A 26,893-nucleotide genomic window follows, 5' to 3' on the forward strand; every position below is an offset into this window, starting at 1 on the left:
GATGTATTTGGCTCATTTTGGTTTTGCTCAATACCCATTTCATCTCACTCCAAACACCGAATTGTTTTTGGGGTTAGCCCCCCATTACGAGGCGATCCAAACGGTGACTAGTGCTTTGGATATGGGCGAAGGCGTCATTACCGTCACCGGTGAAGTGGGAACCGGTAAAACCATGGTTTGCCGAATGTTGATGGCGTTGTTTGCTGAACATATTCAGTTAGTGTATTTGCCCAATCCTTTGCTCTCTGATATCGAATTACGCCAAGCCATCGCGCAAGAGCTTGGCATTGAACGCTTTGATCAAGTGTCTATCGTTGATGATATTCAAGCTCGACTGATTGAACTGCACCGCGCACAAAAGCAAGTGGTGGTGCTGGTGGATGAAGCGCAAGCACTGTCTGACAATGCGATTGAGGCACTGCGGCTGTTCGGCAATCTTGAGACTGCGCAGCATAAACTGATGCATATCGTGTTGTTTGGGCAACCTGAGTTGGATGAGCGTTTGGCGCAGCACCATTTGCGTCAATTTCGGCAACGTATCTCGTTTCGCGCCCAGTTGCGTGCTCTTACGCTGCAAGAGTCGGTGGCTTACATCGATAATCGCCTGCAACATTCCGGTGCTCAAGGCGAGATTTTAACGCTTAATCATAAACGTGCGATTTGGCGTGCAAGCCGCGGAATTCCTCGGCTTATTAACCAGATATGCCATAAGGCGCTGCTTTCTACCTATTTTTGCCGACAAGCGCGAGTGCACAATCTCGCTCTGTTTGATGCGATCAACGACACCGTTGATTCACGAAAACCTAAATTTAAACGCCCGCTACTCTGGGGGTGGAGCCACTGATGAGTAAAATTAACCAAGCGCTCAGCGAACTTGCTCGCCAAGCCAATTCCACCAAGCAAACGTTACAACCGGCAGCAATTCCCGCTGTGAGATCGCGCCCTGTACTGCCGTGGTTAATTGGCGGTTTTGCGTTGAGTATGGCGGTAGGCAGTTGGAGTTTGAGTTATCAATCTCCAGTCATCCAAGCGAGCGTTGAGACGCCATTAACCGAGCCGTTAGTTTTGCCAAGTGTGGCTGACAAAGTATCACCGACCAACCGCACCACCACACAAAGTGGGCGCATTTACTCGTTACAATCTGAGCCGAAACTCGCGTTATCTCAGCCTCAGATGGCGGTGGAGTCGGCAACGCCAATGTTGATCGCAGCGAATACGAATACGTCTTCGCAGCAAACAACCACTGCGGTATCAACGCCAGCACTTAAAGCGTCGGTTATTGCCGAGCCAACTTCGCCTAAAACAACCCAGTCACCAACCCAATTGGCGGCAAAGGAAACCAAGCCCAGCGCTTCTCTTTCACCTCAACCAGGCAGTGTCCACATCGAGCAGGTGGTATTGACCCCACAGCAGCTGGCGCACACCGCCCAGCAGCGTGCGCAAAAAGCGCTCGACAGTAACAATTTGAGTGAAGCGATTGACCAATATGAAGAGGCTCTTCGCTATGTGCCGGGGGATGAAAAAGTGCGCCAAAGTTTGTCGGCGCTCTATTACGGCAAAGGTGAAATTCGTAAATCTGCCGACCTTTTACAGCAAGGCATTGAGCGCAACGTGAATAGCCAAGGTTTGCGTATTGCACTGGCCAAATTATTGATCAAAGAGAGTCAGCAGCAAGCGGCATTAACGCCGCTGCTTTATTTGCCGGACGGTGCCAGCGAACAATATCTCTCGCTACGTGCGGCATTGGCGCAGAAAACCAATCAAGACGAAATCGCTAAGCAGAGCTATCAAAAGTTGGTCCAGCTCGCACCAAGTAACGGTCGCTGGTGGATGGGGCTGGGTATTCAGCAAGAGCGCGCTTTGCAAATCGACAGCGCCGCGCAGTCTTATACCAATGCATTGCAAAAAATGGGCTTATCCAGTCAATCGCAACAATTTATTCGTCAGCGCTTGGCGCTATTGAAACAATTAGAGGGGCAGCCAAGTGCAAATTAAATTACGTAAGCGCCTTGGGGATTTGCTGGTTGAAGAAGGCATTATTACTGAGGCTCAAGTTGAACAGGCGTTAAGTGCCCAGTCAGCCACCGGAACTAAGCTTGGTGCCACCTTAATTGAACTTGGCTTTCTAACCGAGCAGCAAATGCTGACCTTCTTGTCACAACAGCTTGATGTGCCGTTGATTGATTTAAGTCGCGCGCATGTTGATATTGATGCGGTGCAACTGCTACCCGAAGTGCATGCGCGGCGATTGCGGGCACTGGTGATTGGTCAAAACGGCGATACCTTACGTGTGGCGATGAGCGATCCAGCGGATTTATTTGCTCAAGAAGCGCTATTAAGCCAACTGCCGCAATACGCAATTGAATTTGTTATCGCACCTGAAAAGCAGTTGGTGGAAGGATTCGACCGGTATTATCGCCGCACTAAAGAGATCGCCTCATTTGCTGAGCAGCTTCAAGCGGAGCACCAAGTTACGGATGCGTTTGATTTTAATCTCACCGATGCCGACAGTGACGAAGTCACCGTAGTTAAGCTGATTAACTCGCTGTTTGAAGATGCGATTCAAGTTGGCGCTTCTGATATTCATATTGAACCGGATATTGATGTGCTGCGCTTGCGCCAGCGTATTGATGGGGTGTTGCATGAAACTTTGCTTAATGAAGTGAATATTGCCCCAGCCTTAGTGCTGCGTCTGAAATTGATGGCCAATTTAGATATTTCTGAAAAGCGTCTGCCACAGGATGGTCGATTTAATATTCGCGCCAAAGGTCAATCGGTCGATATTCGTATTTCAACTTTACCGGTTCAGTATGGCGAGGCGGTGGTGATGCGCTTACTTAACCAGTCATCGGGTTTGCGCAAGCTTGAAGAGTCAGGTTTACCGCCGCATTTGCTGGCCAGATTACGCCGCCAGTTACGTCGACCTCATGGTTTAATCCTGGTTACCGGGCCAACAGGCTCGGGCAAAACCACCACCTTGTACGGCGCTTTAAGTGAGTTAAATCAGCCGGGTAAGAAGATCATTACCGCGGAAGACCCAGTTGAATATCGCTTGCCAAGGGTCAGCCAAGTTCAAGTTAACCCTAAGATCGCGTTAGATTTTTCCACTATATTGCGCACCTTCTTACGCCAAGATCCCGACATCATTCTGATTGGTGAGATGCGCGATAAAGATACCGTAGAAATTGGTTTGCGCGCGGCGCTGACCGGGCATTTAGTACTGAGTACTTTACACACCAATGATGCGGTCGACAGTGCGCTGCGGATGATTGATATGGGCGCTCCAGGTTACTTGGTCGCCAGCGCCGTGCGTGCAGTTGTCGCGCAGCGTTTGGTGCGCCGCGTGTGTAATGATTGTAAAACCGAAGACCCTTTAGATGAAGCGCGCAGCTTATGGCTTAAGCAACGTTTTCCAAATCAAACCCAGGCTAAATTCGTGCGTGGTCGTGGTTGCCAGAGCTGTAATTTGACTGGTTATAGCGGCCGGGTGGGGGTATTTGAAATGCTTGAACTTGACCAACCTATGATGGATGCACTGCGGGTTAACGATGCGGTTGGTTTCACTCGCCAAGCGCGCAGTTGCGATCATTATAAGCCGTTAATTGTTTCCGCGATGGAACTCGCTTTAAGTGGCGATACCAGCTTAGATGAAGTGATGATTCTGGGCGAAGGGGACAGTTCTGGGCAAATTGAGCCGATTGTGCTGTAGGAACGGATATGGCGATATTTCGTTATCAAGGACGCGATGCGCAAGGCGCGCAAGTTTCCGGTCAGGTTGAAGCGGCCAGTGAAGAACTCGCTGCAGAATCCTTGCTCAACAAAGGCGTGATTCCAACCAAATTGACTCAAGGCAGCGCGGCGAGTGGTCTTAATATCGACCTCAAGAGTTGGTTTACGCCGTCGGTGCCGTTGGAAATTTTGGTGATTTTTTGTCGTCAGTTGTACAGCTTAACCAAAGCGGGTGTGCCACTACTGCGAGCGATAAAAGGTTTGAGTCAAAACAGCGACAATAAAGCGCTTAAAGCGGCACTTGAAGACGTCAGTAACGAGCTGGCCAATGGTCGCAGTTTGTCCGCTTCACTGCAGATGCATCCGCATGTGTTTAGTTCTTTGTTCGTCTCTATGGTCAATGTCGGTGAAAATACCGGTCGTTTGGACCAAGCCTTGCTGCAGTTATCTAACTATTACCAGCAGGAAGTGGAAACTCGTAAACGCATTAAAACCGCGATGCGTTATCCAAGCTTTGTGGTGAGTTTTGTGGCGGTCGCGATAGCCGTACTGAACCTTAAAGTGATTCCCCAATTCGCAACCATGTTTCAGCGTTTTGGCGTTGAACTGCCTCTGCCAACGCGCATTCTGATCGCCACCTCTAACTTCTTTGTTGAGTACTGGTTGCTTATATTGGCGCTGATTATTGGCACTATGTTTGGGTTTAAAACCTGGCTGAAAACGCCAAAAGGACGAGAGCGTTGGGATAAAGCGAGGCTGCGAATGCCGGTGGTGGGCAATATTGTCAACCGCGCCCAGTTATCACGTTTTTCGCGCACGTTTTCGCTGATGCTCAAAGCCGGGGTGCCGCTCAATCAGTCATTGGCGCTTGCAGCAGAAGCGCTAGATAACAAGTATCTGGAAAATCGCTTACAAGAGATGAAGTCGTCGATTGAAGCGGGGTCGACAGTATCGACCACAGCGAGCAATTCCGGCATTTTTACCCCGTTGGTGTTGCAGATGATCGCCGTTGGGGAAGAAACGGGTCAGATTGATCAACTGCTACTTGAAGTGGCTGACTTTTATGACCGTGAAGTGGATTACGATCTGAAAACCCTGACCGCGAGAATCGAGCCAATTTTGCTGGTGTTTGTCGCCGGTATGGTGCTGATGTTAGCGCTGGGGATCTTTCTTCCGATGTGGGGCATGCTCGACGCAATTAAAGGTTAATCCTAAATACGTTTTTTAAATCTATTTCCATCACTTCTTATCGCGGTTTAGCAAGTAAATCTTTCACCTAAGCCGCTTAATCATCCTGCCTTTTTATTCATTTTATTCATCCAATCAGTGATCCAGTAATCAATCTGTTTTTTTAATTACTTAATTTGTTGCCTAAGCGGCATTTATTGCTTTTCTATTTAACCTAAAGTCTATAAATTTAATTTTGATATCAACTTTTTACTTTATATTGATTGGCTATAGTTATCCTATAGTAGTAAGTAATTAGTTACGTATAATTAGTTATCAACGACGGTATTCCAATATGCAGCGTAAGCAAGTCGGCTTTACTCTAGTCGAACTGGTGGTAGTGATCGTTATCGTAGGTTTATTAGCGGTCGCGGCGTTACCGCGATTTTTAGATATTACCAATGAAGCGAAAAAAGCCAGTATTGAAGGGATTGCGGGTGGGTTCTCTACCGGCGTACTTTCGGCGCGAGCGCAGTGGGAAGCAGAGGCAAGGCCATCAATCAGTGTGGATGGTGAAGCGTACAACAGTGTCGATTATGACGGAGTGAACTTTTGGTTAACCCGTTCTGAAGACAGTGCTGGAAATTCGACGGGTTATCGTGATGGTTATCCATTAGCGATCAACAGCGACGACGCCAGTTTTCCTACACAATTAACGGATGATGCCTGTATCGACTTAATGGAGAATTTACTCCAAAATCCCCCACAAGTTGGTACCGTCAGTGATGCGAATGATGATCAAAACATTAAATATTCTGCGCAAGCCGATAGCGCCAATGCTTCTTGTACCTATATCCAGCAAGAAGGTGGTTCGCAGCACCAGTTTGTTTACGACGCACAAACCGGGCGAGTCATGGTGACGTTGCAATGATTTGTAAGCACATAATTACTAGCTTAAAAGAGAGAAAGTTATGAAAAGACAAGGCGGTTTCACTCTAATCGAATTAGTAGTGGTAATTGTAATTTTAGGTATCCTTGCGGTCACCGCAGCGCCGCGTTTCTTAGACTTACAAGGCGATGCACGTAAAGCGTCACTGCAGGGCTTAAAAGGCGCGATGCAAGGCGCAGCCGGTATTGTTTATGGTAAATCGGCGATCAAAGGAATCGAGACTGAAGCCGATGATTCGGTTTCCTCTGGTACAACGACTGTGGCTACTGTATATGGGTATCCAGCAGCAACTTCCGCAGGCATTGGGCAAGCTGTTGCTGGCATTGGTTCTGATTGGGATATTTTAGACGGCGCCACAGTTAGCGGTGCTACAAATACAAACATCTCATATACTTTTTCTGGAAAAACAGATACTGGATGTATTGTTAACTATGAAGAAGCTTCCGAAGGTGGAGAGCCAAACATCACTGTCGTATCAAGCGGTTGTTAATTTGCAGAAAAGGCCAGCATTGCTGGCCTTTTTTCAAATCGTATAAATTCGATATCTATCATTATTCACCACTATGTTTGCAACGCGCCGCGCACTGAATTTGGGCTTTACTCTGGTCGAGCTAATCATTGTGATTATTTTAATCGGTATTGTGTCAGTGTACGCAGTGAGCCGGTTTTATGGTGTCGACAGTATTTCCGCGCCAGTGGCGCGTGAGCAGGCCATTTCCGTGATTCGACAAATTCAAATCACGCGCATGCAAAACAACATTCCTGATCTTTTCTCCTACTGCAGCGATACCAGCGCCGCCAACCAAGCGTTAAAGCAGCAGTGCCAGCGCAGTCGCTTAGTAATTCAATCCAACTGTTTGGGCAGTTTGGCGGCATGCTCAGCCAGCGATGTCAGCTCGCGCAGCGACGTAGTAAAAATCTCTGGACTGAGCTTTGCGAGTTCACCGGCGCTTAGCAGTGTCGATTTTGATTTGCTGGGCAATCCTAGCAGCGCGCTGACCATCACGATCAATGCTCCAGATAGCCAAGCGAGTGTGTGCATCAATACTCAAGGGTATGTCGGTGGGAGTTGCCTATGAAACGCATACGCGGTTTTACGCTGGTGGAAAGCATCATTGCGATGGTGATCATGGGTATTGCGATGGTGACGATTGCATCGTTTCTATTGCCTCAAGTACTGCGTTCGGCAGACCCTTATTATCAAACTCGCGCCACCGAGCTTGGCCAAAGTGTAATGGCGCAGATGTTGTCGCGCGGTTTTGCTGATAACAGTGATTTCGATGGCGGTGACACGCGCTGCGGCGATGATAACGGCGTGTGTACAGTGCCGCTTGGCGCTGACGATGGTGAAAGCGAGCCAAATGATTTCAATGATGTGGATGACTACATTGGTTGCTGGGTGCCAAGTGGCAGCAGTGAGTGCGGTGATTTAAATTTGCTCACCAAAGACAACGGTGAAAACAGCTATCAAAATTTTCGAGTTGAAATTAGCGTCAGCGCTGATAGCAATTTTGACGCGCAAACCATGAAACGCATCGATTTGGCGATCATCACTCCAAACCAGCCGACCATCAATCTACGTGCATTTCGAGGTAATTACTGATGGCGGCGCCAAGTTTAGCGCGTGGTTTCACGTTGATTGAAATGGTGATCACCATAGTGGTGAGCTCGCTGCTGATCCTAGGTATTGCTGGATTTATTGAACTCGGTGCCACAGGGTATGTTGACTCTATCGACCGTCAACGAGTGCAGACTCAAGCCAAATTTTTGCTTGAGAAAATGGCTCGAGAAATACGCCACAGCATTCCAAACCTGTTGTCGACAGATGTACAAACCGGCGCGCAAAGCTGCTTGAATTTTTACCCAATTGATTATTCAGGTTTTTATACTGTGTCGGGTGCTGACTTACTGTTTGTTCTTGGCGAAGATTCCGTCACCAATGTAATTGATAGCGGACAATCGCTGATCATTAACCCAACGCGCATGGCGGACATTGATAATGCGATTGTGCTGGGCTCTGACAATACCAGCGTTTCTGGCTCAGTATTTACCATTACTGATGGCGCGCAGCTACTCAGCAGTGATTCGGTGGCGAAGCGGGTTTATCTATTTGATGCTTCGGTGTCTTATTGCGTTATAGCCAGCGCGGAGAATTCGCGCTTGTATCGTATTGAAAATGGCGACGCACTGCCGCTTTCCGATGACATTGTGTCGCAAGCTGAATTTCGTTATGACCAAACCGATTTACGCAGCGGTGGTTTGGTGCACATTGATCTTGGCCTAACTCAGCGTGGCGAGCAAAGTCGCTATCAGCAAGATATTCAGGTGCTTAATGTTCCATAGTCCGCGTAAGCAACAAGGCAACTTATATGTGGTGGTGATTTTTGTGCTGGTGGTGATCGGCTTTTTGGCGTCAGGCTTATCACAAGTGCAATGGTCAAACAGTGATGCTCAGGCGCGTAGCGTATTGGGCACTCAGGCGTGGTTGTTGGCTCATTCCACCAACGAATGGGCATTGACGCAAATGTATCCGCTACGTCTAAGCGGTGAAAGTTTTGATTTAAGTGCTGCGTGCAGTGCGCTCACCAGTGCGCCAGAGGCATTAAAAACCGATGCTTGCCGTTCGATTTCAATCAGCTGCAGCGAGCCGGGTAGTAGTGTGCCAAGTGCGCTACGATTCTATCGGCTCGAAAGTAGTGTACAGTGCGGCAGTGGCATTAATCTGGTGGAACGCCGCCAGCAAGTGTGGGTTAGGGAGGTCGAATAGATGAAATGGTTATTGTCACTGTTAAGCGCTGTTTTATTACTCGTATCTCCACACGCTTACGCCGAATTCAGTAGCGCTGTATGTAACAACATTGTCACCAGCCAAAATTTTTCGGTCAATTTTCGTTTATCGCCAGCTACGCACCGCGAAACCATTTATGCAACGAAGCGAAATGATGATGGCTATGTAGCGATTTGGACCAATAATAGTTCGGTGCGCCGCGTTGCAATTCGGGATACGCAAACTCGTTTGTTTGGCTACTACAATATTACTTTGCAGTATGAATCAAATACCGCGAAACGTGGTGTATTGACTTACTATTTAGAGCGCAGCGGCAACTGGGTTGAAATCGATTCGGTTGAAGCGGACATTACCGATTTGTCAGCAGCGATTCAAATCAGTGGTGACAATGTTAGTCAGCTTGAGTGCTCTGATGAGCCTGAATTCCCACAGCCACAAAGCCTTGATTTATGTGACTACTTCCCTGATGCGATTCAGACCAACCGCTACTTTGTCGGTTTTCCATTTGCCAGTGATGTGGTGTTAGGGGGCGATCGCAACAAGCTTTACCTCGCGCAGCGTACCCCAATCTCTTATAACGCGGTATACCACAACGTATTTGCCAGCAGTGGTTGTGTTTATGGTACATCTGGCTCGGTAAGTGGTTGTAACTATAACCCTTTTCTTAGCTATCCTAACTTTCCGCCGACATTGCCAACGTTTCAGCCGGGCACCAGCGATGTTTATTGCAACAACAGCTGCGAGCAAACGCTGACGCCAGGGCGTTATCGCAATGTCACGATTGGCTCGAATCACAGCACGATTGTACTCACTGATGGTGAATACTGGATTGAAACCCTAAATTTCGCCACCAATGATGCGGCGCTGCAAGTGTCTGGGCAAGCCGTTGTCCATTATAAGCACTTGTTGATTAACGGTGACCGCGCCGAAATCAATGCCAGCGGCAGTGCGGATAACTTGTTGTTGGTCGGGCACGGTGTTTATTCCGGCATTACCAACTACTACCACGATGTGACGGCTCATGCGCATCTGTATATTGATGATGCTGCGTTATTGGGGGGGGCGACTGGGCTGGTCAATTACGGTGATCGCTTTTACTGGCAGGGCGCCATTACTTCGTCGCGAGTAAGACTCGGCGGCCACGACGGTCAAATTCACGCGTACGCGCCGCAAAGCTGTTCTTTAACCGGCAATCAATATGCGATTTCGATGTCGCCAAATACCGATATCAGCTTGATGTGCGGTGACGATCGCCCAGAGTTCACCATTACCACGACCAATAACGCCAGTGCGTTTTCTACTCAAGTACGTGTGACTGTGGTGGATAGCAGTGGTAACAGCGTGAGTGGTGTAGGGCTTGAAGTTGTTGATGATATCGGTAGTGGTTCCGCCAATACCTTTACCACCAATAGTGATGGGAAATTGCGCCTGCAGGTGGTGAGTAGCGATTTTTCATCGTTAACGCTTAACCAGTCATACACGATTCAAGCCACACTGGTGCAGGATACCAGTCAATCTGACACCAGTACCTTTAGCTACGTGCCGTTTAAGTTTGCGATTGATGATCAGCAAATTATCGCTGGGCAAGCGACCACCATCAATGCTCAGGTATTGGCGTGTACGGAAGATGGCCAACAGCAAGTCGCGAGCAACTATTCTGGTCAGCCTCAAGTGAACTATCAAGTCGATTACCCAAGCCAAGCGGACGGTGGCATTAACGGCAATTTAGAATACCAGCCGAGCTTTAGTTCCGGTGTGTCGAGCGATGATCTGACATTGGATGAAGTCGGGCAATTTACCGTCACGCTGAGTGATAGTCGCTTCGATTGTTCCAGCTACGCCAGTTGCCCGATTGATGGCGAAGAACAACTGCAAGGCAGTTTTACGCTCTATTCACGGCCTTGGACATTTGCGCTATGCGGCGATGATTTGCAATCGGGCACCAGTCAAGGTGGCGAAGGATTTGTCGCGGCGGGCGAAAATTTTGATTTGACCGCGCAGCCGATTCGCTATGTGGCCTCAGCTGAGGCTGACTACTGTGACAGTGATTTTGTCACTCAAAACTATTTTTACTCCGATGCCAGCGTCGAGCTGAGTTACCAACTCGATAGTCCGTCAAATGGCGAGCTAGGAACATTGACCGCCTCAAGTGGTCTTAGCCAAGTGATTACCGCTTCTGATGCGGCGAATTTGGGGTATATGTTTGATTCGCTCAGCTATGACGAAGCGGGCAGTATTGATATAACCGTGACGGAAACCGGCGCTTTTTATAGCGATATTTTGCAAGGAATCTCGGCCAGTCAAACTCTGGGTCGCTTCTATCCCGCCGCGTTTCAAGTGGTGGGGAATCAGTGGGATTACCCTGATTCACAAAGCTTTGTTTATATGAATCAGCCTTTCGAGCAAATGGATTATCAAGTCGAAGCGTTGAATGCTCAGCTTGAGTCGTTACACAATTACGCGCTATTTAGCAGTGATCTGCAGGCGCAGTTTGATGTTTATGACCCGGATTATCCAACCCGTTTTAATATGGCGCGCCAAGCGGGTAACTGGCAAGTTGTCGATGGCCGCTCGATTGGCTATTTCAGTCAGCCAAAAGGCGACGACTGTAGTGATAGTCCGTGTTGGTCAAAAGCGGACGATTTTGCTCCTGACGGCCCTTTTAATCTCAACACGAGTTCGGATACTTCAAGTATTCAGATTGTTAATGATTTGGTTGTAGGTGATGGTGCGGACAATATCGATCCGGTGGAGTTTAGCGCTCAAACGGATGCACTATTGCCTAACCAGCCGGATATTCGTTTTGGTCGTATGCGAATTGATAGTGTTGGCGGTATAGAAGGGCAGTCATTAAGTGTTCCGCTTTATACCGAGTACTGGAATGGTCAGAAATTCACCATAAACCATGATGATGATGCCACAAATTTCAATGGTAGCTATTTTTGTTCACAAGTTGTTTGGTCTGAAGGCGGCAGTGGGGCATACTTGTCTGGAAGTAGCACGGTGAGCTCAGGTTCATCGGCTCAACTTTTCGCCGCTCAAAATTCTTCAGGTAAGGAACAAGTTCGTTTTTGGTTACGGTTAGACAGCCCTGAAACTTCAGGTGAATGCACGGCCTCAACGAATGTTTTACCTTGGCTTCGATTTGACTGGAATAGTGACAATATCGATGAAGAAGACCCTTCAGCCGTTGTGACTTTTGGTCTATATCGAGGCAATGATAAAGTGATTTTCCGCGGAGAGAGGGGCTTTACCGGCCAATAATTTTTAACGATTTTGGGGTTTTAGTTAGGAATCTGTTAGAAATTGCGGGTTTCAGCCCAGCTTTCCACTTCAATGCCTTGCTGTAAAGGCAAGGCATTGGTAAATTTAGAGCAATTTTCTATCTTCTAATTCTTTCAGGACGAGCGAAGAATATGTTCAAAAAACTTCGTGGCATATTTTCTAATGACCTATCTATCGATTTAGGTACTGCCAACACTCTAATTTACGTTAAAGGACAAGGCATTGTTCTTGACGAACCTTCCGTTGTAGCGATCCGCCAAGACCGCGCGCGCGCTGGTAAAAGCGTCGCAGCCGTTGGTCACGCCGCTAAGCAAATGCTTGGTCGTACGCCAGGCAATATTTCAGCAATCCGTCCAATGAAAGATGGCGTTATCGCCGACTTCTACGTGACTGAAAAAATGCTTCAGCACTTTATTAAGCAAGTTCACGACAACAGTGTTTTAAAACCAAGCCCTCGCGTATTGGTGTGTGTTCCATGTGGCTCAACTCAAGTTGAACGCCGTGCGATTCGTGAATCTGCTCTTGGCGCCGGTGCGCGCGAAGTTTACCTAATTGATGAGCCAATGGCCGCTGCCATTGGTGCAGGTCTACGTGTATCAGAACCAACCGGTTCAATGGTGGTCGATATCGGTGGTGGTACCACTGAAGTTGCGGTTATCTCACTCAATGGTGTGGTTTACTCATCATCTGTTCGTATCGGCGGTGACCGTTTTGATGAAGCGATCATCAACTACGTGCGTCGTAACTACGGCAGTTTGATTGGTGAAGCGACTGCTGAGAAAATCAAACACGAAATCGGCTCGGCTTACCCAGGCGACGAAGTGCAAGAAATCGAAGTGCGCGGTCGTAACCTTGCTGAAGGTGTGCCACGTAGCTTTAGCCTCAACTCAAACGAAATTCTTGAAGCGCTGCAAGAGCCATTGACGGGTATTGTGTCTGCGGTCATGGTTGCACTTGAACAGTGTCCACCGGAATTGGCGTCAGATATTTCAGAGAACGGCATGGTGCTAACCGGTGGTGGTGCACTGCTTAAAGACCTTGACCGTCTATTGACTGAAGAAACGGGCATTCCTGTGGTTATCGCAGAAGACCCTCTAACTTGTGTAGCTCGTGGCGGTGGTAAAGCGCTCGAGATGATCGACATGCATGGTGGCGATCTTTTCAGTGAAGAATAATTTGACTTTGGCGCCTAACGGGGTCATCTCTCGATAAGCAGGAACTCAATCAATGAAGCCGATTTTTGGCCGAGGACCTTCACTTCAGATACGTCTGTTATTCGCCGTAATACTATCAGCCAGCCTCATGCTGGCTGATAGTCGTTTAGGTGCGTTTACTCAAGTCCGCTATATATTGAACAGCATGGTTGCGCCGATTCAGTATGTCGCCGATCTGCCGCGTGGCATGTTTGATGACTTTTATGAACAGTTCAATACTCGCCAGCGTTTAATGGACGAAAATAGCAGCTATAAACGTGAAGTCCTAAGACTCAAGAGCGATATCAGCCTGCTCGCTCAGTACAAAGAAGAGAACCAACGCCTGCGCAAACTGTTGGGGTCGAGTTTTGTGCGTGATGAACGCAAAGTCGTCACCGAAGTGATGGCGGTGGATACCTCGCCATATCGTCACCAAGTGGTGATCGATAAAGGTCGTACCGATGGTGTGTATGTTGGCCAACCAGTGGCTAATGACAAGGGTATCGTGGGTCAAGTTACCTTCGTTTCTGCGCACAATAGCCGAGTTCTGCTCCTTACCGATGCCAATAGCGCCATTCCGGTTCAGCTACTGCGTAATGATATTCGCGTGATTGCCTCAGGCAATGGTCAGATTGACCGTATTCAGCTTGAGCACATTCCGATCAGTACCGATGTTCAAGAGGGCGATTTACTCGTCACATCTGGTCTCGGTGGCATTTACCCAGAAGGTTATCCGGTGGCGAAAGTGTCGCTGGTGGAGCGCGATTCACGCCGTGAGTTTGCCCTGATCGAAGCGGATCCTGTGGTGGATTTTGAACGTTTACGCTATTTGCTGTTGATTTGGCCTAATGATGCTCGCCAAGATCGCGTTCAATCGGCGACGCCAGATAAAATGACAGAGGAAGAAAGCAGTGAGCAATAAGTTTCTTCAAGGGCGCATGGTGATTTTTGTCACCTTCTTTGTCGCGTTAACACTGCAAACCATTCCTTGGCCGGGTATTTTGGAAATGTTGCGCCCATCATGGTTACTCTTGGTGGTGTGCTACTGGGTGTTGGCGTTGCCGCACCGGGTTAACGTCGGTACTGCACTCGTGCTTGGGTTGATGTGGGACTTGTTGCTCGGCTCAACCCTTGGCATTCGCGGTATGATGATGTCTATCGTGGTGTATTTGGTTGCGCTTAACTTTCTGGTGATGCGCAACATGGCACTTTGGCAACAGGCAATTTTGATTGGTTTACTCTCAATGTTGCTGGATGTTTTGGTGTTCTTTGGTGAATATTTGATCCAAGACATCTCATTTAACCCGCTATCGCTTTGGAGTGGGCTAATAAACTGTATACTTTGGCCATGGATGTTTTTATTACTGCGTCGCATCAGACGCCATTGGCATATTAAGTAGATGAGTAAGCAACCACTTATTTTGGCCTCGGGCTCACCAAGACGTAAGGAACTTCTCCAGCAGTTGGGTTATCAGTTTGATATCGTCAAGCCTGATGTAGAAGAACGTCAACACTCCGGTGAAACTGCGCTTGAATATGTGGAGCGGTTATCGCGTGATAAAGCGTTTGCGGGGCTAAATATGGCACCCGCAAATGCGATTGTCATCGGCTCAGATACGATCGTTGTGATCGACCAACAGGTGTTAGAAAAGCCGGTAGATTTTGCCGACGCCAGTAAGATGCTGCAGCGCTTATCTGGCCAATCGCATCAAGTGATGACGGCGGTGACCGTTGCCACGCAGCACAGACATACGTCCACGGTGGTCACCACCGATGTATGGTTTAAAACTCTAGACCAAGAAGAAATCGTAAAATATTGGCAGTCTGGAGAACCACGCGATAAAGCTGGCAGTTATGGCATCCAAGGATTGGGTGGGCGATTCGTAACACGCATTGAAGGCAGTTATTATGCCGTTGTAGGATTACCGTTATTTGAAACTGACCAGCTCTTGCACGAATTCTTATAAATTAGATTGAGGTGCGCTCATGAGTGCAGAGTTGTTAATCAATGTGACCCCGAGTGAAACTCGTGTGGCCATGATTGAGGGAGGCACACTCCAAGAAGTTCATATTGAACGTGAAGCTAAACGTGGCATTGTTGGCAATATTTATAAAGGGAAAGTCAGTCGAGTCCTTCCGGGAATGCAGGCGGCATTTGTTGATATTGGTTTAGACAAAGCGGCATTTCTTCACGCATCCGATATTGTTCCTCACACCGAATGTGTTGCTGAAAACGAAAAGCAGCAGTTCCAAGTCCGTGATATTTCAGAGCTTGTCCGCCAAGGCCAAGACATCGTGGTGCAAGTGGTTAAAGACCCGCTTGGCACTAAAGGCGCACGCCTGACGACCGACATCACGCTCCCTTCCCGCTATTTGGTGTTTATGCCAGGAGCCAGTCACGTGGGCGTCTCCCAGCGAATTGAAAGCGAAACCGAACGTGAGCGATTGAAAAAAGTCGTTGCCGATTATTGCGATGAAAACGGGGGCTTTATCATTCGCACAGCGGCTGAAGGCGCAGATGATAAAGAGTTGTCGCAAGACGCCGCGTTTTTGAAGCGCTTATGGTCAAAAGTGATGGAACGCCGCAGCAAATACAAAACCCGCTCGACGCTGTACGGTGAATTAGGTTTGTCGCAACGCATTTTGCGCGATTTTGTCGGAACCGATCTGACAAAAATTCTGGTTGATTCTCGCCTTGAGTTTGAAAATCTGTTGGAATTCACTTCTGAATACGTTCCCGAACTGACCGATAAACTTGAGTTGTTTGAAGGCGATAAGCCGATTTTTGATATGTACGACACCGAAAATGAGATTCAACGTTCGCTTGAGCGTAAAGTTGAACTTAAATCGGGTGGCTATTTGATCATTGATCAAACCGAAGCCATGACCACAGTCGACATTAATACCGGCGCTTTTGTTGGCCGTCGTAACTTAGAAGAGACCATCTTCAACACCAACGTCGAGGCGACTCAGGCGATTGCGCGCCAGCTGCGGTTGCGCAACCTTGGCGGTATCATCATCATCGATTTCATCGATATGACCTCGGAAGATCACCGTAAGCGAGTGTTGATTTCTCTAGAAGCGGCGCTGAATAAAGATCGAGTTAAAACCAATATCAACGGCTTTACTCATCTTGGTTTGGTGGAAATGACGCGTAAAAGAACCCGCGAAAGTATTGAACATGTTCTGTGTTCGACTTGTCCAACCTGTGAAGGGCGCGGAAGTGTCAAAACGGTTGAAACCGTGTGCTTTGAAATTTTACGCGAAATTACTCGAGTTAACCGCGCTTATGACTCAGACAAGTTTGTGGTGTATGCCTGCCCAGCAGTGGAAGAAACTTTGCAAGGTGATGAGTCACATGCACTGGCTGAACTTGAAGTCTTTATCGGTAAAGAAGTTCGTATTCAAGCGGAACCTTTGTATATTCAAGAACAATTTGATGTCGTTATGATGTAAGGCTGTTTGTGAGCTCAACTGCTACGCGCGCCTCGCGCTTTTTGTTATGGCTATTGGTGATCGTGCTGGTCACCTTGGCCATTGCGGTAACCACGCTGCGTATTGCGTTACCGAAATTAAACCATTTTCAATCTGAAATTCAGACTCTAGTGACGAAAGTGACCGGAATGGATATGCAGATTGAAAACATTAGTGGTTTTTGGCGCAATACCCATCCGTCAGTTTCTCTGCAGGGCATTCGTGCCAAACTGCCTAAAGGCAGTGACATCAAATTTGCCGCCGCCAGCGTAGACGTTGAGTTTGACCTCATTGATTCTGTACTGCAGATGCAACCTGTTATTGCTGAGCTCAATATTCATAAGCTCGGTATCGATGTCAGTTCAGTGGATTTTTTCTCTCTTAAGCAAAAAGAGCCTAATGATGAGCAAAATCCAGCGCGAACAGGCATCGACATTCTCGATAATCTGTTTTTACGCCAACTCGATAGCTTTTCACTTATCGATGCCAATGTGATTTACAAAGGCGTCGATGAAGACGTGCGTCGACTTAAAATCGATAAACTGAAATGGCGCAACCTCGGGCGGCGACATCTTGCCGAAGGCATCGTCAGTATTGCCGACAGCAACCTCAATTCACTCAGTGTCAGCGCAGATTTTACCGATCATGGTTCTTTGATGGATGTGTCCGGTGAGTTTTATGCCTCAGCCGACAACATCAGTGTTACGCCATGGTTGACGCGTTACTTGAAAGATCAAACGGGCATTAAAACCGGTGAAATCGGACTGAGCAGTTGGGTGACCTTAGATCATTCACAGCCTGTTAACGCTTATGTCGACCTCAAGCCTTCGCAGTTGGTATGGCAGGAAGGGCAACAACACGAGCTGAATGTTGAATCGGGCGTTTTCCAATTATCTCCTTATCAAAATGGTTGGCGAGTAAGTGGTCACTCACTTAAGCTGCGAACCGATGATACGCCATGGCCAGATCTGGATTTGGCTTTGGATTACCAACCAGATAAATGGGCGCTCAATGTTTCTCAGCTTGATTTAGCCGCGATTACGCCACTGGTAAAACTGGCCCCTGATTCGAAAAAAACATCTGATTTATTGGAACAATTTAAACTAGGCGGCCAAGTAGAAGATTTGCGCGTATCGATGGGCAAATCACTCGATAGCTTGCGTTATTCTGCGCAGCTTGAAAATGGCTCAATGGCGCAATGGCAACTGCTACCGGAACTGCATCACCTAAGTGCTCATGTCGCGGGCAATATGCAAAAGGCGGGGGTGCAACTGTCGCTTATCGATGACACTTTGCCATACGGCGACGTTTTTCAGGCGCCGCTGAATATCAAGCAAGGGCAAGTCGACTTAGTTTGGCAGCGCCAAAGCGATGGTTGGTCGCTATGGGCGGATAAAATCACTGCCGCGACGCCAGATTTACAGGTACTTGGCGCATTTCGTCTTGATTTTCCGCAAGACAAAAGCCCATTTTTGTCTTTTTACGCCGAAGCCGATCTGTATAACGCCGGAGAAACATGGCGTTACTTGCCGTCATTGGCGCTAGGTCGCAGCTTAACGGATTACCTGTCGAGTGCCATTCAAGGCGGCAAAGTCGATACCGCAAAACTGTTATGGTATGGCGAGTTAGGCGATTTTCCGTATAAGCATAACGAAGGCGTTTTTCAGGCTTGGGTCGGCCTTGAACATGGTCAATTTAGTTTTGATACCGCTTGGCCGCCGATCACCGATTTGCAGATGAATTTGCTGTTCCAAAACGATTCGATGTACCTCGATTCCCAGCAAGCGACGCTCAAAGATGTTCATGCTTCGCGCATTAAAGGTCAAATTCCCGAATTGGCTGAAGATGGCCATCTTAAATTGGAAGCCACCACGACAGCCAGTGGTAAAGCGGTTCGCGACTACATGACGGCAACGCCACTGGTTGATTCGGTTGGCGCTGCATTGACCGCCGTTCAAGTCGAAGGCGATGTTCAATCTTCATTCCAGTTAGATATTCCACTCAATGGTGATGAGCCACGAGCCTGGGGGTATGCGGAATTAAAAGATAACCATGTTGATATCGACGCGCCGCCAATGTCCTTGGAGTCGGTTTCGGGCAAGATTGAATTTGATAACGATGTCGTCACGGCTGCGGGTCTATCCGCGCAATTATTGGATCAACCGATTTCGGTCGATTTTAAAGGCGAGAGCGCTAAACAAGGCTATACCGTCGGTATTGATTTACTTGGTGATTGGGACGTTAAGCCGCTCGCGCCATATATTGGCAAGCAGTGGACTACGCCGCTGTCTGGTCATGCGCCTTGGCGTGCTGGCGTGAAAATTCAGCTCAACGATGTTGGGTTTACGTATCAAATTGACAGCAGTGCAGACTTACGCCAAGTGGCGAGCCGTTATCCTTATCCGCTTAATAAAGCGCTTAACAGCAAGGGTAAAGCGGTGCTTCAGGCCTCTGGTAACCAAGAGCGTGTGGCTGCACGTCTTGAGTTACCAAACGCTAAATATCAAGCCGATATCGATATTGGCGGTAGCGTGCCAGTATTGAAAGCAACCAACTTGGTACTGGGTAAGGGCAGTTTTAAAATCAGCCCTGTGGTGGGACATCACGCGCAAGTGCGGTTAAAGCAGTTCAATATCGACTCTTGGCTCGATTGGTATAATTCTTTACCGACCACGACACAAAGTTCAGCTTCTACGGCCAAGGCGAAAAGTGCGCCAAGCATTGAGGTTCCTTTACCTGAACGTGTAGATATGGACGTCAAAGAATTGAGCTTTATGGGTATTGATTGGAATGACGTGAATGCCACCGCGCGTAAGAAATCGGATAACTGGTCACTGGATCTTGATAGCCAAGAGATCAAAGGCCAAATTCAGTACAGTGCGGCGAACAACGACACTGTGGTCAACCTCAGCAAGTTACATCTTTATATTCCGCAGCTTGAAGATAGCGATACTCACCCTCTTGAAGCCGAGCATATCAAACAGCCACTTGCGACTCAGTTAGAGAAAGATATTTATCACAGCTTGACCAATATTACCCTTAAGGCGAAAGACTTTTGGCTGCAAGGTTATAAAGTAGGTAATGCGGATGTCAAAGTGGTGCGCCAAGCCGACAAAATTGAGCTGAAAAAAATGGCGTTTTCCAGTGGCAGTAACCAAATTAATATTGATGGTTCATGGCAGTTGTCAGACACGCTTAACCAATCGCAGTTTAACTTGTCGGCCAAAGGCGATAACAATAGTGATTTGATGGAACGCTTTGGTATTGCTTCCGGTATTCAAAAGGCGCCATTTGAACTTAATACGTCAGTGAACTATCAAGGTTCGCCTTGGGCGATGCGTGTGAACACTTTGGCCGGCAAAGTGAAAACTAAGCTGGGTAAAGGGGTGATTTCCGATGTGAGCGGCGCGGCTAAATTGCTTGGTTTGTTCAGCTTGGATTCGATCATTCGTAAAATGCAGCTCGATTTCTCGGATGTGTTTGATAAAGGGATGGCGTTTAACTCCATTACTGGTAGCGGTGAAATTCGTGATGGTATTTTTGTCACCAACAACATTGAAATGGATGCGGTGGCTGGTGAAATGACCATTAAGGGTTTGGCTGATTTGAATAAGCGAACCGTCGATGCCGAAGTGAATTTCGTTCCGGATATTACCTCAGGGATTCCGGTGCTAACCGCGTTTGCGGTTACGCCAACCACAGCGCTTTACGTACTGGCGATCACCACAGTGATTTCACCGGTGGTGGAAGTCTTTACTCAAGTGAATTACGAAGTCAAAGGCCCTCTCGATTCGCCAACGGTAAAAGAGTTGTCGCGTAGTCGCGGAGAGTTTAAGCTGCCTGAGAAGCTGCGCAAAGAGGCAGAAGCCACTCAATAAAGGAGAAACTCATGGATCGAGTTGGCATCATTCAAATGACGTCAGGCCCAGACCCTTGGCAAAATTTGGCGGTGATTCGCGAGCAAGTTGAATCACTTGCCAAGCAGCAAGTGGCTTGGGTCGTGACGCCAGAAAATGCCTTGGTATTTGGCAAAAAGCAAGATTATCACGCCCATGCCGAGGTACTTGGCGGCGGTCCGTTACAAGCCGAGTTGAGCGATATTGCTCAGCAGTTTGGGGTGTGGTTACTTATCGGTAGTATGCCGATTCAAACCGACCAAGGTGTAACGACCACTTCGATTTTATTTGATCCACACGGCCAGCAAATCGCTCACTACGACAAACTGCATATGTTTGACGTCGATGTTGCCGATGGCCATAAACGCTATCGCGAATCAGAAATTTTTACTCCCGGCCAACAAATCGTCCTCGCGAAGACACCATTTGCTAACTTAGGCTTAACGATCTGTTATGATGTACGCTTTCCTCATCTTTATGCGGAGTTGGCTCGCCAAGGCGCAAATGTATTTGTGGTTCCCGCTGCGTTTACCGCGGTAACCGGTAAAGCGCATTGGGAAGTGCTGTTAAGAGCGAGAGCGATAGAAAACCAAGCTTGGGTAGTGGCGGTGAATCAGTGTGCGACACACCCGTGTGGTCGAGAAACTTGGGGGCATTCGATGGTAATCAGTCCTTGGGGAGAGATCGTCGCCAGTTTAGACAATCAGCCAAGTGTACTCACCGCTGAGTTGTGTATCGAACAAGTGCAGGAAGTGAGAACGGCAATGCCCACCGGGCAACATGTCCGTTTTGAAACTCAATTAAAATAGTAAGAGTGAAGTATGACCATTAACCACGTTGAAGACGCTTTATTGGCTCCAGGCGGGCTAACCGAGCAAGATGTCGCTGACACTTTATCGAGCATTGCGACCCGTCAGATCGATTACGCGGATATTTACTTCCAATCTAGCTGGCATGAGTCGTTAGTCTTGGAAGACAGCATCATTAAAGACGGTTCATTTAATATCGATTGTGGTGTGGGCGTTCGAGCGGTGACCGGCGAAAAAACGGGCTTTGCATACTCTGACCAAATTCAGCTTGATGGCCTAAAGCAGAGTGCGATTGCTGCGCGCGGTATTGCTCAGCAAGGGCAAAACGGCCAAGTTCAAGCTTTTAAACGCAGTGATAACCAAGCCTATTATGGTGCGGTAAACCCCCTTGAAAGCTGGGAAAAAGAACAAAAGACCGCGTTGCTAAAAGAACTCGATGCTTACATTCGTACCAAAGAGCCACTGATTAAAGAAGTGTCAGTGAGCTTGAGTGGTGTGCATGAACAGATTTTAGTGGCTGCGACTGACGGCACATACGCTGGGGATGTTCGTCCTTTGGTACGTTTGTCTATCAGTGTGTTAGCGCAAAAAGGCGATCGCCGTGAACGCGGCAGTGCTGGTGGTGGCGGCCGTTTTGGTTACGACTTTTTCTTGTCTGATTTGCAAGGTCAGGCTCAGGCTTATCATTTTGCCGATGAAGCGATTCGTATGGCGCTAGTGAATCTAGAAGCCGATGCGGCGCCAGCGGGAACCATGCCAGTGGTATTGGGTTCTGGTTGGCCGGGTGTGTTGCTGCACGAAGCGGTCGGTCACGGTTTAGAAGGTGACTTCAACCGTAAAGACTCTTCGGTATTTAGCGGTAAAGTGGGTCAGCAAGTGACTTCCAAGCATTGCACAATTGTCGATGATGGTACGCTTAAAGATCTGCGCGGTTCACTCAATATCGATGATGAAGGTGTCGCGGGTCAGTACAATACTTTGATTGAAAATGGCGTACTGAAAGGCTACATGCAAGATAAGCTCAACGCCCGTTTAATGGGGGTGGCGCCGACCGGAAATGGCCGTCGTGAATCCTACGCGCATTTGCCGATGCCACGTATGACCAACACCTACATGTTGCCAGGTGAGCATGCGCCAGAAGAAATTATCTCGACGGTTAAACGTGGTCTTTACGCGCCAAACTTTGGCGGCGGCCAAGTGGACATTACATCCGGCAAGTTTGTGTTCTCTGCCTCGGAAGCGTATCTAATTGAAGACGGTAAAATTACTCGCCCAGTGAAAGGTGCGACGCTGATTGGCTCGGGTATCGAAGCGATGCAGCAAGTGTCGATGGTTGGTAATGATTTGAGCCTTGACCGTGGTGTTGGTGTGTGCGGTAAAGCCGGGCAAAGTTTGCCTGTGGGTGTTGGCCAGCCGACGCTCAAGCTTGATTCTATCACCGTTGGTGGCACAGAATAACTGGCAATAAGCGAATCTTATCAGACAAAAAAGCTGCGTATTGACGCAGCTTTTTTTATGGGTGTTTGAACCTAATAAGTCGCTTTGTAATGTTAGATATCGTCGCGTTCAATTGGGCAACTCATACAGCGTGCACCGCCGCGACCGCGGCCAAGTTCGTTGCCTGGAATGGTCAACACTTGAATGCCCGCTTTGTCGTATTTTTCGTTGGTATAGACGTTGCGCTCGTAACCAATCACCACGCCCGGCTTAACGGTCAGAACGTTGTTGGCGTCATTCCATTGCTCACGTTCTGCCTCATAGTTATTACCGCCGGTGGTAATGATTTTGAGCTGATCAACATTGAGCGCTTGTTCGATGGCTTTGATGTAGCTTGGTACCGATTTCACTTGCATAGCGCCGTTGCCGTTTGGAGTCAGCGACCAAGTGGCCAAATCATTGCGCATCACTTCTGGATAAACCGAAAACGTATCAACGTCCATGTGGGTCATAACCGTGTCTAAATGCATGCATGCGCGGCTTTTTGGCAACTGTACTGCGATCACTTGTTTGGCTTGTTGGTGCTTAAATAGGTTGGCCGCTAGGTTTTCAATCCCTTGCGCTGTGGTGCGCTCTGACATACCGATCAGCACGGAACCATTACCAATCACCAGTACGTCACCACCTTCGATATTGGCATTGTCGTAGTGAAGATCTTCATTGCCAAAGTATTTGATAAATTCCTGACCAGCAAAGGTTGGGTGCCAGCGATAGATGGCACGCAGATGATTGGTTTCACGCTGGCGCGCGGGTTTCATCATTGGGTTGAGCGATACACCGCCATACACCCAACAAGAGGTATCTCGAGTGAATAGGTGATTTGGTAGCGGTTCAATCACAAAATCAAGTGGGCGATGCAAACTCGGTAGTATTGACGAAGAGTGAATTGGCAACTCTGAATAGGCTAAACCACCGAGTAGGATAGTTGCCAAATGTTCGTTATCCATTTCAGACAAGTATGAACGCAGATCTTTGGCAAAAGTTGGCCCATAGCGATAGTCAGAAATTTGCGTTTCGAGTAGCCAGTGACGGGCTTCGTTTATCGCCAATGTTTCGACTAGCAAGTCATGTAATAGCAGAACTTCGACATCTTGTTGTCTGAGTGTATTGGCAAACGCGTCGTGCTCTTGGCCGGCGGCTTCAACCGCTAACACATCATCGAAAAGTAATTCATGGCAATTTGAAGGGGTGAGGTGAGTTAAGGCTCTTTCTGGTCGATTTAATAACACTCGTCGCAATTGGCCAACTTCAGATCCTACGTACAGCTTACTCATTTTGTATCCTTACAACTTTATCCTGACGCTATTTATGACAAGCTTGTTATCAAGATGCAACCTTATGCGTTAGATTAATATATTTTAAATTTGTGGATAGGTATTATTTTTGTCTTTTAAGGTCAATTTAATTACTGATTATTTGGATGATTAATCTGATCGGTAATTTTTTGTTAGTTTGCTTCAATATTCGCTGTGTATTAATGGCTGTGATATCAACAATCCGAAGTTTTAGAATATAAATGCGGGTTATTAGCGATATCCTGCATAAATCATGAATATTAATGCAATGGCATATTTAGAGCTGTAGTGCATGAGCGCAACAGAAAAACGCATGTATAGGCAAAATCATTAAACTAGGCCGAAATAGATAATTCTGAATCGAGTTTTGAAAAGAAAATGTTAAACTGCGCGTCTTTTTCGAGGCGACAACCTAATATCAGCACTCTAGCGTAATAAATTTCACCTTGTCATTCGGCTTCGGGTGGCTTTTATCACTAATCCGTGCCATATTTCGTCGCAGTAAATTAGCTATGACCGGAGCCATATTATGTCTCAAGAAGATGAATATCTATCAGTGGAAGATCTGATTGAAATTCAAAAAGAAGATACTCGCGATATCATTCAATCTCTACTCGAAGATGGCAGTGATCCTGATGCGCTCTACGAGATCGAACACCACCTGTTCTCTGAAGATTTTGACAAACTTGAGAAGGTCGTAGTGGAAGCCTTCAAAATGGGCTTTGAGGTTTTAGAAGCGGAAGAGACCGAAGACGAAGACGGCAACAAGCTGCTGTGTTGCGACGCAACCATGAGCTGCGCACTGAATGCAGAACTGATTGACGCTCAGGTTGAAAAATTGGTCAATTTGGCTGAAAAGTACGACATCATCTACGATGGTTGGGGCACTTACTATGAAGGTGAAGATGCGCTTTATCCAGATGATGATGAAGACGACGAAGACCAATAAATTTTATAAAAATGCCAGCCTCGTGCTGGTATTTTTATAGCTGTTGCAGCGCTTTTATGTTTGACTACGATTTAGATTATAAAACTAAAAAAGCTCAACGTTATGATTTTTCCTTTGGCAGGTCTGTGGCAAGTATCGCCTTTGACCGACCTTTCTATACCTCAAGATGACATTACCTTTCCAGCACCACTAAGCCAGGTGCTACCCACATCGTTATCTGAATCCGAGATTGCTACTCAAGAGTGGCATTTAATGCATGATATTGACCTTGATGAAGCAATGCTAGCAAGCGCCGCCATCGACTTGGTGATGTCGGGCGTGACTCATTTTGCTGAAGTTCGGGTTAACGGCGTTGCGGTGTTTGATTGTGATGGCTTTACGAGTGAGTACCGCAAACAAATCAAAGATTACCTGCATCTTGGCCGCAACCGGTTTGAGATCCTGTTTCTTGATCCTGAGGATCAAGATTGGCTTGATGAAGCACCACAAAAAGCGTTAGACAGCGAAGAAACCCGCGTCGGCGTTTGGCAGGTTCCTTATCTTGAGTTTATTGAGCACGTTAGGCTTGAGAAGGTTACAACCGAGCAAGTTTGGCACCATGGTGGCGGCTGTGAGTTTTTGGTTCATTTACACTACACCACTTTTAAGCCAGGGCTCGTCTCGGCGGCGGTGAAATTCAATGCGATGACCTATCATCTGCCCATTGATGTGCGCAGCGATCATGCGATGGCGCTATTTCAGATAGAAGCGCCAAATCCAGATATACCTTATTCCTTGTTGGTTAGTCTTGATGGCCAGCAGCGAGAAACTCACGTCTATTTAAATGCCAAGCAATGTGTTACCCAGCAATCGAAGTGACGTTACCATGAGCGCATAGCCATTGCGCTTGATGTTTGCGTTGCCAAACTTTCTCGTGGAAGTAGTAAGCAACGGTGTTAAAACATGGTTCAATCGTTGCCATGATTCCGCCAACGAATAGATCGCCAGTCAGCATGTAGGCTACGCCAAACGCGACCGAGAAGTGCACGCTGGCAAAGCTTGCGGTTTTGATTCGTGCTGAGCGGCCAAATTGGCGAAGTGCGGCAACATTGCTCCATACTTTTTCGTGGAAATAGAATGCGATGGTGTTGACACTTGGTTCTAACATTGCAATCAAGCTGCCGAGTAGAATATCGCCAGTCAGTACATAGGCGACGGTAAAAGCAATAGTAAAGTGAATTGCAGCAAAATTAAGCGTCTTTTTCATAATGGTTACCTACGTTCAATGACCTCGTGTTGATGGGGTTATTATTGTAAATAATTCTCATTTGTAAAAGATGGATTGCTCGATTATTTTGATAGGTAATAACGATTAAAAGCGCCTAAATAGGCGCTTTTTTTCTATTGAATCTCGAAGTAACTTTAAAGCTGAGGCTTCACGACCAGTACGTTAATTGGCGAGTTTTGTACCACTTTAGTGGCGACAGAGCCGAGCATCATATTATCCACGCGTGAGCGTTTATGGCTCGGCATAATGATCAAATCTGCGCCAAGGCGTTCGGCGTAATCCAGAATCGTTGTGTACGGTTTTCCTTCCGCAACATGAACGTGATACACCACATCTTCATCGATATGTTTGACCGCAAACTGCTTAAGTTGCGTTTTGACATCGGTTTTCATCTTATTCGCCGCATCTTTGGGGAAATAAGTAGCGACCATCGACATGTGAATCCCTGGCAACACGTTCAGAAGGTGGACTTCTGCGTTGGAGTGTTTTGCATGCCAAACGGCGAGCTCAACAGCTTTGTCGGCAAACCCTTTTTCATTCAGATCTACTGGAACCAAAATTTGTTTATACATACGTGATTCTCTTGTCTTTCACT

General features: G+C 47.5%; 24 protein-coding genes. 21 read left to right on the forward strand and 3 right to left on the reverse strand.

The genetic code is table 11. The features are described from left to right. Position 1 precedes the first annotated feature (1 nt). The 19 genes from BLS03_RS12520 to tldD all read left to right on the forward strand — a co-directional run bounded on the left by BLS03_RS12520 (position 2) and on the right by tldD (position 22,748). Positions 2-844, forward strand: a complete 843-nt coding sequence (locus BLS03_RS12520; RefSeq protein ID WP_093274322.1) for an ExeA family protein — start codon at positions 2-4, stop codon at positions 842-844. Further along, on the forward strand, positions 844-1,995 hold the full coding sequence (locus tag BLS03_RS12525) for a tetratricopeptide repeat protein (protein ID WP_093274327.1): 1,152 nt from the start codon (positions 844-846) through the stop codon (positions 1,993-1,995). Before BLS03_RS12520 ends, BLS03_RS12525 begins: the two co-directional genes overlap by 1 nt. After that, positions 1,985-3,709 carry an MSHA fimbrial ATPase MshE gene (mshE, locus tag BLS03_RS12530; RefSeq protein ID WP_093274330.1) on the forward strand — a complete coding sequence of 575 codons (1,725 nt, stop codon included), beginning with the start codon at positions 1,985-1,987 and terminating at the stop codon, positions 3,707-3,709. Before BLS03_RS12525 ends, mshE begins: the two co-directional genes overlap by 11 nt. A gap of 8 nt (positions 3,710-3,717) precedes the next feature. After that, on the forward strand, positions 3,718-4,938 hold the full coding sequence (locus tag BLS03_RS12535) for a type II secretion system F family protein (RefSeq protein WP_093274333.1): 1,221 nt from the start codon (positions 3,718-3,720) through the stop codon (positions 4,936-4,938). 313 nt (positions 4,939-5,251) lie between these two features. After that, positions 5,252-5,827 (forward strand): prepilin-type N-terminal cleavage/methylation domain-containing protein, encoded by a 576-nt coding sequence (locus tag BLS03_RS12540; protein WP_093274336.1) that lies wholly within the window; start codon positions 5,252-5,254, stop codon positions 5,825-5,827. Positions 5,828-5,867: 40 nt separating this feature from the next. Further along, a complete protein-coding gene (locus BLS03_RS12545) occupies positions 5,868-6,335 on the forward strand; it encodes a type II secretion system protein (protein WP_093274338.1) in 468 nt (155 codons plus the stop codon). A 73-nt stretch (positions 6,336-6,408) separates the two neighbouring features. Next, positions 6,409-6,924 carry a prepilin-type N-terminal cleavage/methylation domain-containing protein gene (locus BLS03_RS12550; RefSeq protein ID WP_093274340.1) on the forward strand — a complete coding sequence of 172 codons (516 nt, stop codon included), beginning with the start codon at positions 6,409-6,411 and terminating at the stop codon, positions 6,922-6,924. Continuing rightward, complete coding sequence (locus BLS03_RS12555; RefSeq protein ID WP_093274343.1) at positions 6,921-7,448, forward strand: type IV pilus modification PilV family protein; 528 nt, start codon at positions 6,921-6,923, stop codon at positions 7,446-7,448. The genes BLS03_RS12550 and BLS03_RS12555 overlap by 4 nt, the downstream gene beginning before the upstream one ends. Further along, positions 7,448-8,188, forward strand: a complete 741-nt coding sequence (locus tag BLS03_RS12560) for a PilW family protein (RefSeq protein ID WP_093274345.1) — start codon at positions 7,448-7,450, stop codon at positions 8,186-8,188. The genes BLS03_RS12555 and BLS03_RS12560 overlap by 1 nt, the downstream gene beginning before the upstream one ends. Next, complete coding sequence (locus tag BLS03_RS12565) at positions 8,178-8,612, forward strand: MSHA biogenesis protein MshP (protein ID WP_093274348.1); 435 nt, start codon at positions 8,178-8,180, stop codon at positions 8,610-8,612. Before BLS03_RS12560 ends, BLS03_RS12565 begins: the two co-directional genes overlap by 11 nt. Continuing rightward, on the forward strand, positions 8,613-11,897 hold the full coding sequence (locus BLS03_RS12570; RefSeq protein WP_093274352.1) for a DUF6701 domain-containing protein: 3,285 nt from the start codon (positions 8,613-8,615) through the stop codon (positions 11,895-11,897). It abuts the gene before it with no gap. A 152-nt stretch (positions 11,898-12,049) separates the two neighbouring features. Then, a complete protein-coding gene (locus BLS03_RS12575) occupies positions 12,050-13,093 on the forward strand; it encodes a rod shape-determining protein (protein WP_093274359.1) in 1,044 nt (347 codons plus the stop codon). Positions 13,094-13,145: 52 nt separating this feature from the next. Further along, positions 13,146-14,033: a rod shape-determining protein MreC gene (gene mreC, locus BLS03_RS12580; protein WP_093274362.1), complete on the forward strand. Its 888-nt coding sequence runs from the start codon at positions 13,146-13,148 to the stop codon at positions 14,031-14,033. A gap of 16 nt (positions 14,034-14,049) precedes the next feature. Beyond that, the gene (gene mreD, locus BLS03_RS12585; protein ID WP_425445112.1) at positions 14,050-14,511 is read left to right on the forward strand and encodes a rod shape-determining protein MreD; all 462 of its coding nucleotides are present in this window, start codon (positions 14,050-14,052) and stop codon (positions 14,509-14,511) included. Further along, a complete protein-coding gene (locus BLS03_RS12590) occupies positions 14,512-15,078 on the forward strand; it encodes a Maf family protein (RefSeq protein WP_093274370.1) in 567 nt (188 codons plus the stop codon). A gap of 19 nt (positions 15,079-15,097) precedes the next feature. After that, complete coding sequence (gene rng / locus BLS03_RS12595) at positions 15,098-16,567, forward strand: ribonuclease G (protein WP_093274373.1); 1,470 nt, start codon at positions 15,098-15,100, stop codon at positions 16,565-16,567. 8 nt (positions 16,568-16,575) lie between these two features. Then, complete coding sequence (locus BLS03_RS12600) at positions 16,576-20,463, forward strand: YhdP family protein (protein ID WP_093274384.1); 3,888 nt, start codon at positions 16,576-16,578, stop codon at positions 20,461-20,463. 11 nt (positions 20,464-20,474) lie between these two features. Then, the gene (locus BLS03_RS12605; protein ID WP_093274387.1) at positions 20,475-21,290 is read left to right on the forward strand and encodes a carbon-nitrogen hydrolase family protein; all 816 of its coding nucleotides are present in this window, start codon (positions 20,475-20,477) and stop codon (positions 21,288-21,290) included. 12 nt (positions 21,291-21,302) lie between these two features. Next, entirely contained in the window at positions 21,303-22,748 is a 1,446-nt protein-coding gene (gene tldD, locus BLS03_RS12610) for a metalloprotease TldD (RefSeq protein WP_093274394.1), read from the forward strand. A 92-nt stretch (positions 22,749-22,840) separates the two neighbouring features. Here the strand turns inward: tldD and arcA are convergent, their stop codons facing one another. Next, entirely contained in the window at positions 22,841-24,061 is a 1,221-nt protein-coding gene (arcA, locus tag BLS03_RS12615) for an arginine deiminase (RefSeq protein ID WP_093274397.1), read from the reverse strand. Between the two features lie 550 nt (positions 24,062-24,611). Here arcA and rraB point away from each other — a divergent pair. Both rraB and BLS03_RS12625 read left to right on the forward strand, forming a co-directional pair. Continuing rightward, the gene (rraB, locus tag BLS03_RS12620) at positions 24,612-25,031 is read left to right on the forward strand and encodes a ribonuclease E inhibitor RraB (protein ID WP_093274400.1); all 420 of its coding nucleotides are present in this window, start codon (positions 24,612-24,614) and stop codon (positions 25,029-25,031) included. A gap of 102 nt (positions 25,032-25,133) precedes the next feature. Next, positions 25,134-25,889, forward strand: a complete 756-nt coding sequence (locus tag BLS03_RS12625; RefSeq protein ID WP_093274408.1) for a glycosyl hydrolase 2 galactose-binding domain-containing protein — start codon at positions 25,134-25,136, stop codon at positions 25,887-25,889. On the opposite strand, the gene BLS03_RS12630 is transcribed toward BLS03_RS12625, so the two are convergent. Continuing rightward, positions 25,870-26,277 (reverse strand): DUF2061 domain-containing protein, encoded by a 408-nt coding sequence (locus BLS03_RS12630; RefSeq protein ID WP_093274413.1) that lies wholly within the window; start codon positions 26,275-26,277, stop codon positions 25,870-25,872. The two genes, BLS03_RS12625 and BLS03_RS12630, sit on opposite strands and share 20 nt — an antisense overlap. Positions 26,278-26,432: 155 nt before the next feature. After that, positions 26,433-26,870, reverse strand: a complete 438-nt coding sequence (locus tag BLS03_RS12635; RefSeq protein WP_093274418.1) for a universal stress protein — start codon at positions 26,868-26,870, stop codon at positions 26,433-26,435. Between the last annotated feature and the right edge of the window lie 23 nt (positions 26,871-26,893).

Origin of the sequence: Vibrio xiamenensis (assembly GCF_900100015.1) — a bacterium.
Lineage (GTDB): Bacteria > Pseudomonadota > Gammaproteobacteria > Enterobacterales > Vibrionaceae > Vibrio > Vibrio xiamenensis.

Bases quoted from the DNA above. Each gene is read 5' to 3' on its own strand.
- BLS03_RS12520 (WP_093274322.1), top strand. From the start codon at position 2: ATGTATTTGGCTCATTTTGGTTTTGCTCAATACCCATTTCATCTCACT.
- BLS03_RS12525 (WP_093274327.1), top strand. From the start codon at position 844: ATGAGTAAAATTAACCAAGCGCTCAGCGAACTTGCTCGCCAAGCCAAT.
- BLS03_RS12535 (WP_093274333.1), top strand. From the start codon at position 3,718: ATGGCGATATTTCGTTATCAAGGACGCGATGCGCAAGGCGCGCAAGTT.
- BLS03_RS12540 (WP_093274336.1), top strand. From the start codon at position 5,252: ATGCAGCGTAAGCAAGTCGGCTTTACTCTAGTCGAACTGGTGGTAGTG.
- BLS03_RS12545 (WP_093274338.1), top strand. From the start codon at position 5,868: ATGAAAAGACAAGGCGGTTTCACTCTAATCGAATTAGTAGTGGTAATT.
- BLS03_RS12550 (WP_093274340.1), top strand. From the start codon at position 6,409: ATGTTTGCAACGCGCCGCGCACTGAATTTGGGCTTTACTCTGGTCGAG.
- BLS03_RS12555 (WP_093274343.1), top strand. From the start codon at position 6,921: ATGAAACGCATACGCGGTTTTACGCTGGTGGAAAGCATCATTGCGATG.
- BLS03_RS12560 (WP_093274345.1), top strand. From the start codon at position 7,448: ATGGCGGCGCCAAGTTTAGCGCGTGGTTTCACGTTGATTGAAATGGTG.
- BLS03_RS12565 (WP_093274348.1), top strand. From the start codon at position 8,178: ATGTTCCATAGTCCGCGTAAGCAACAAGGCAACTTATATGTGGTGGTG.
- BLS03_RS12570 (WP_093274352.1), top strand. From the start codon at position 8,613: ATGAAATGGTTATTGTCACTGTTAAGCGCTGTTTTATTACTCGTATCT.
- BLS03_RS12575 (WP_093274359.1), top strand. From the start codon at position 12,050: ATGTTCAAAAAACTTCGTGGCATATTTTCTAATGACCTATCTATCGAT.
- mreC (WP_093274362.1), top strand. From the start codon at position 13,146: ATGAAGCCGATTTTTGGCCGAGGACCTTCACTTCAGATACGTCTGTTA.
- mreD (WP_425445112.1), top strand. From the start codon at position 14,050: ATGGTGATTTTTGTCACCTTCTTTGTCGCGTTAACACTGCAAACCATT.
- BLS03_RS12590 (WP_093274370.1), top strand. From the start codon at position 14,512: ATGAGTAAGCAACCACTTATTTTGGCCTCGGGCTCACCAAGACGTAAG.
- rng (WP_093274373.1), top strand. From the start codon at position 15,098: ATGAGTGCAGAGTTGTTAATCAATGTGACCCCGAGTGAAACTCGTGTG.
- BLS03_RS12605 (WP_093274387.1), top strand. From the start codon at position 20,475: ATGGATCGAGTTGGCATCATTCAAATGACGTCAGGCCCAGACCCTTGG.
- tldD (WP_093274394.1), top strand. From the start codon at position 21,303: ATGACCATTAACCACGTTGAAGACGCTTTATTGGCTCCAGGCGGGCTA.
- arcA (WP_093274397.1), bottom strand. From the start codon at position 24,061: ATGAGTAAGCTGTACGTAGGATCTGAAGTTGGCCAATTGCGACGAGTG.
- rraB (WP_093274400.1), top strand. From the start codon at position 24,612: ATGTCTCAAGAAGATGAATATCTATCAGTGGAAGATCTGATTGAAATT.
- BLS03_RS12625 (WP_093274408.1), top strand. From the start codon at position 25,134: ATGATTTTTCCTTTGGCAGGTCTGTGGCAAGTATCGCCTTTGACCGAC.
- BLS03_RS12630 (WP_093274413.1), bottom strand. From the start codon at position 26,277: ATGAAAAAGACGCTTAATTTTGCTGCAATTCACTTTACTATTGCTTTT.
- BLS03_RS12635 (WP_093274418.1), bottom strand. From the start codon at position 26,870: ATGTATAAACAAATTTTGGTTCCAGTAGATCTGAATGAAAAAGGGTTT.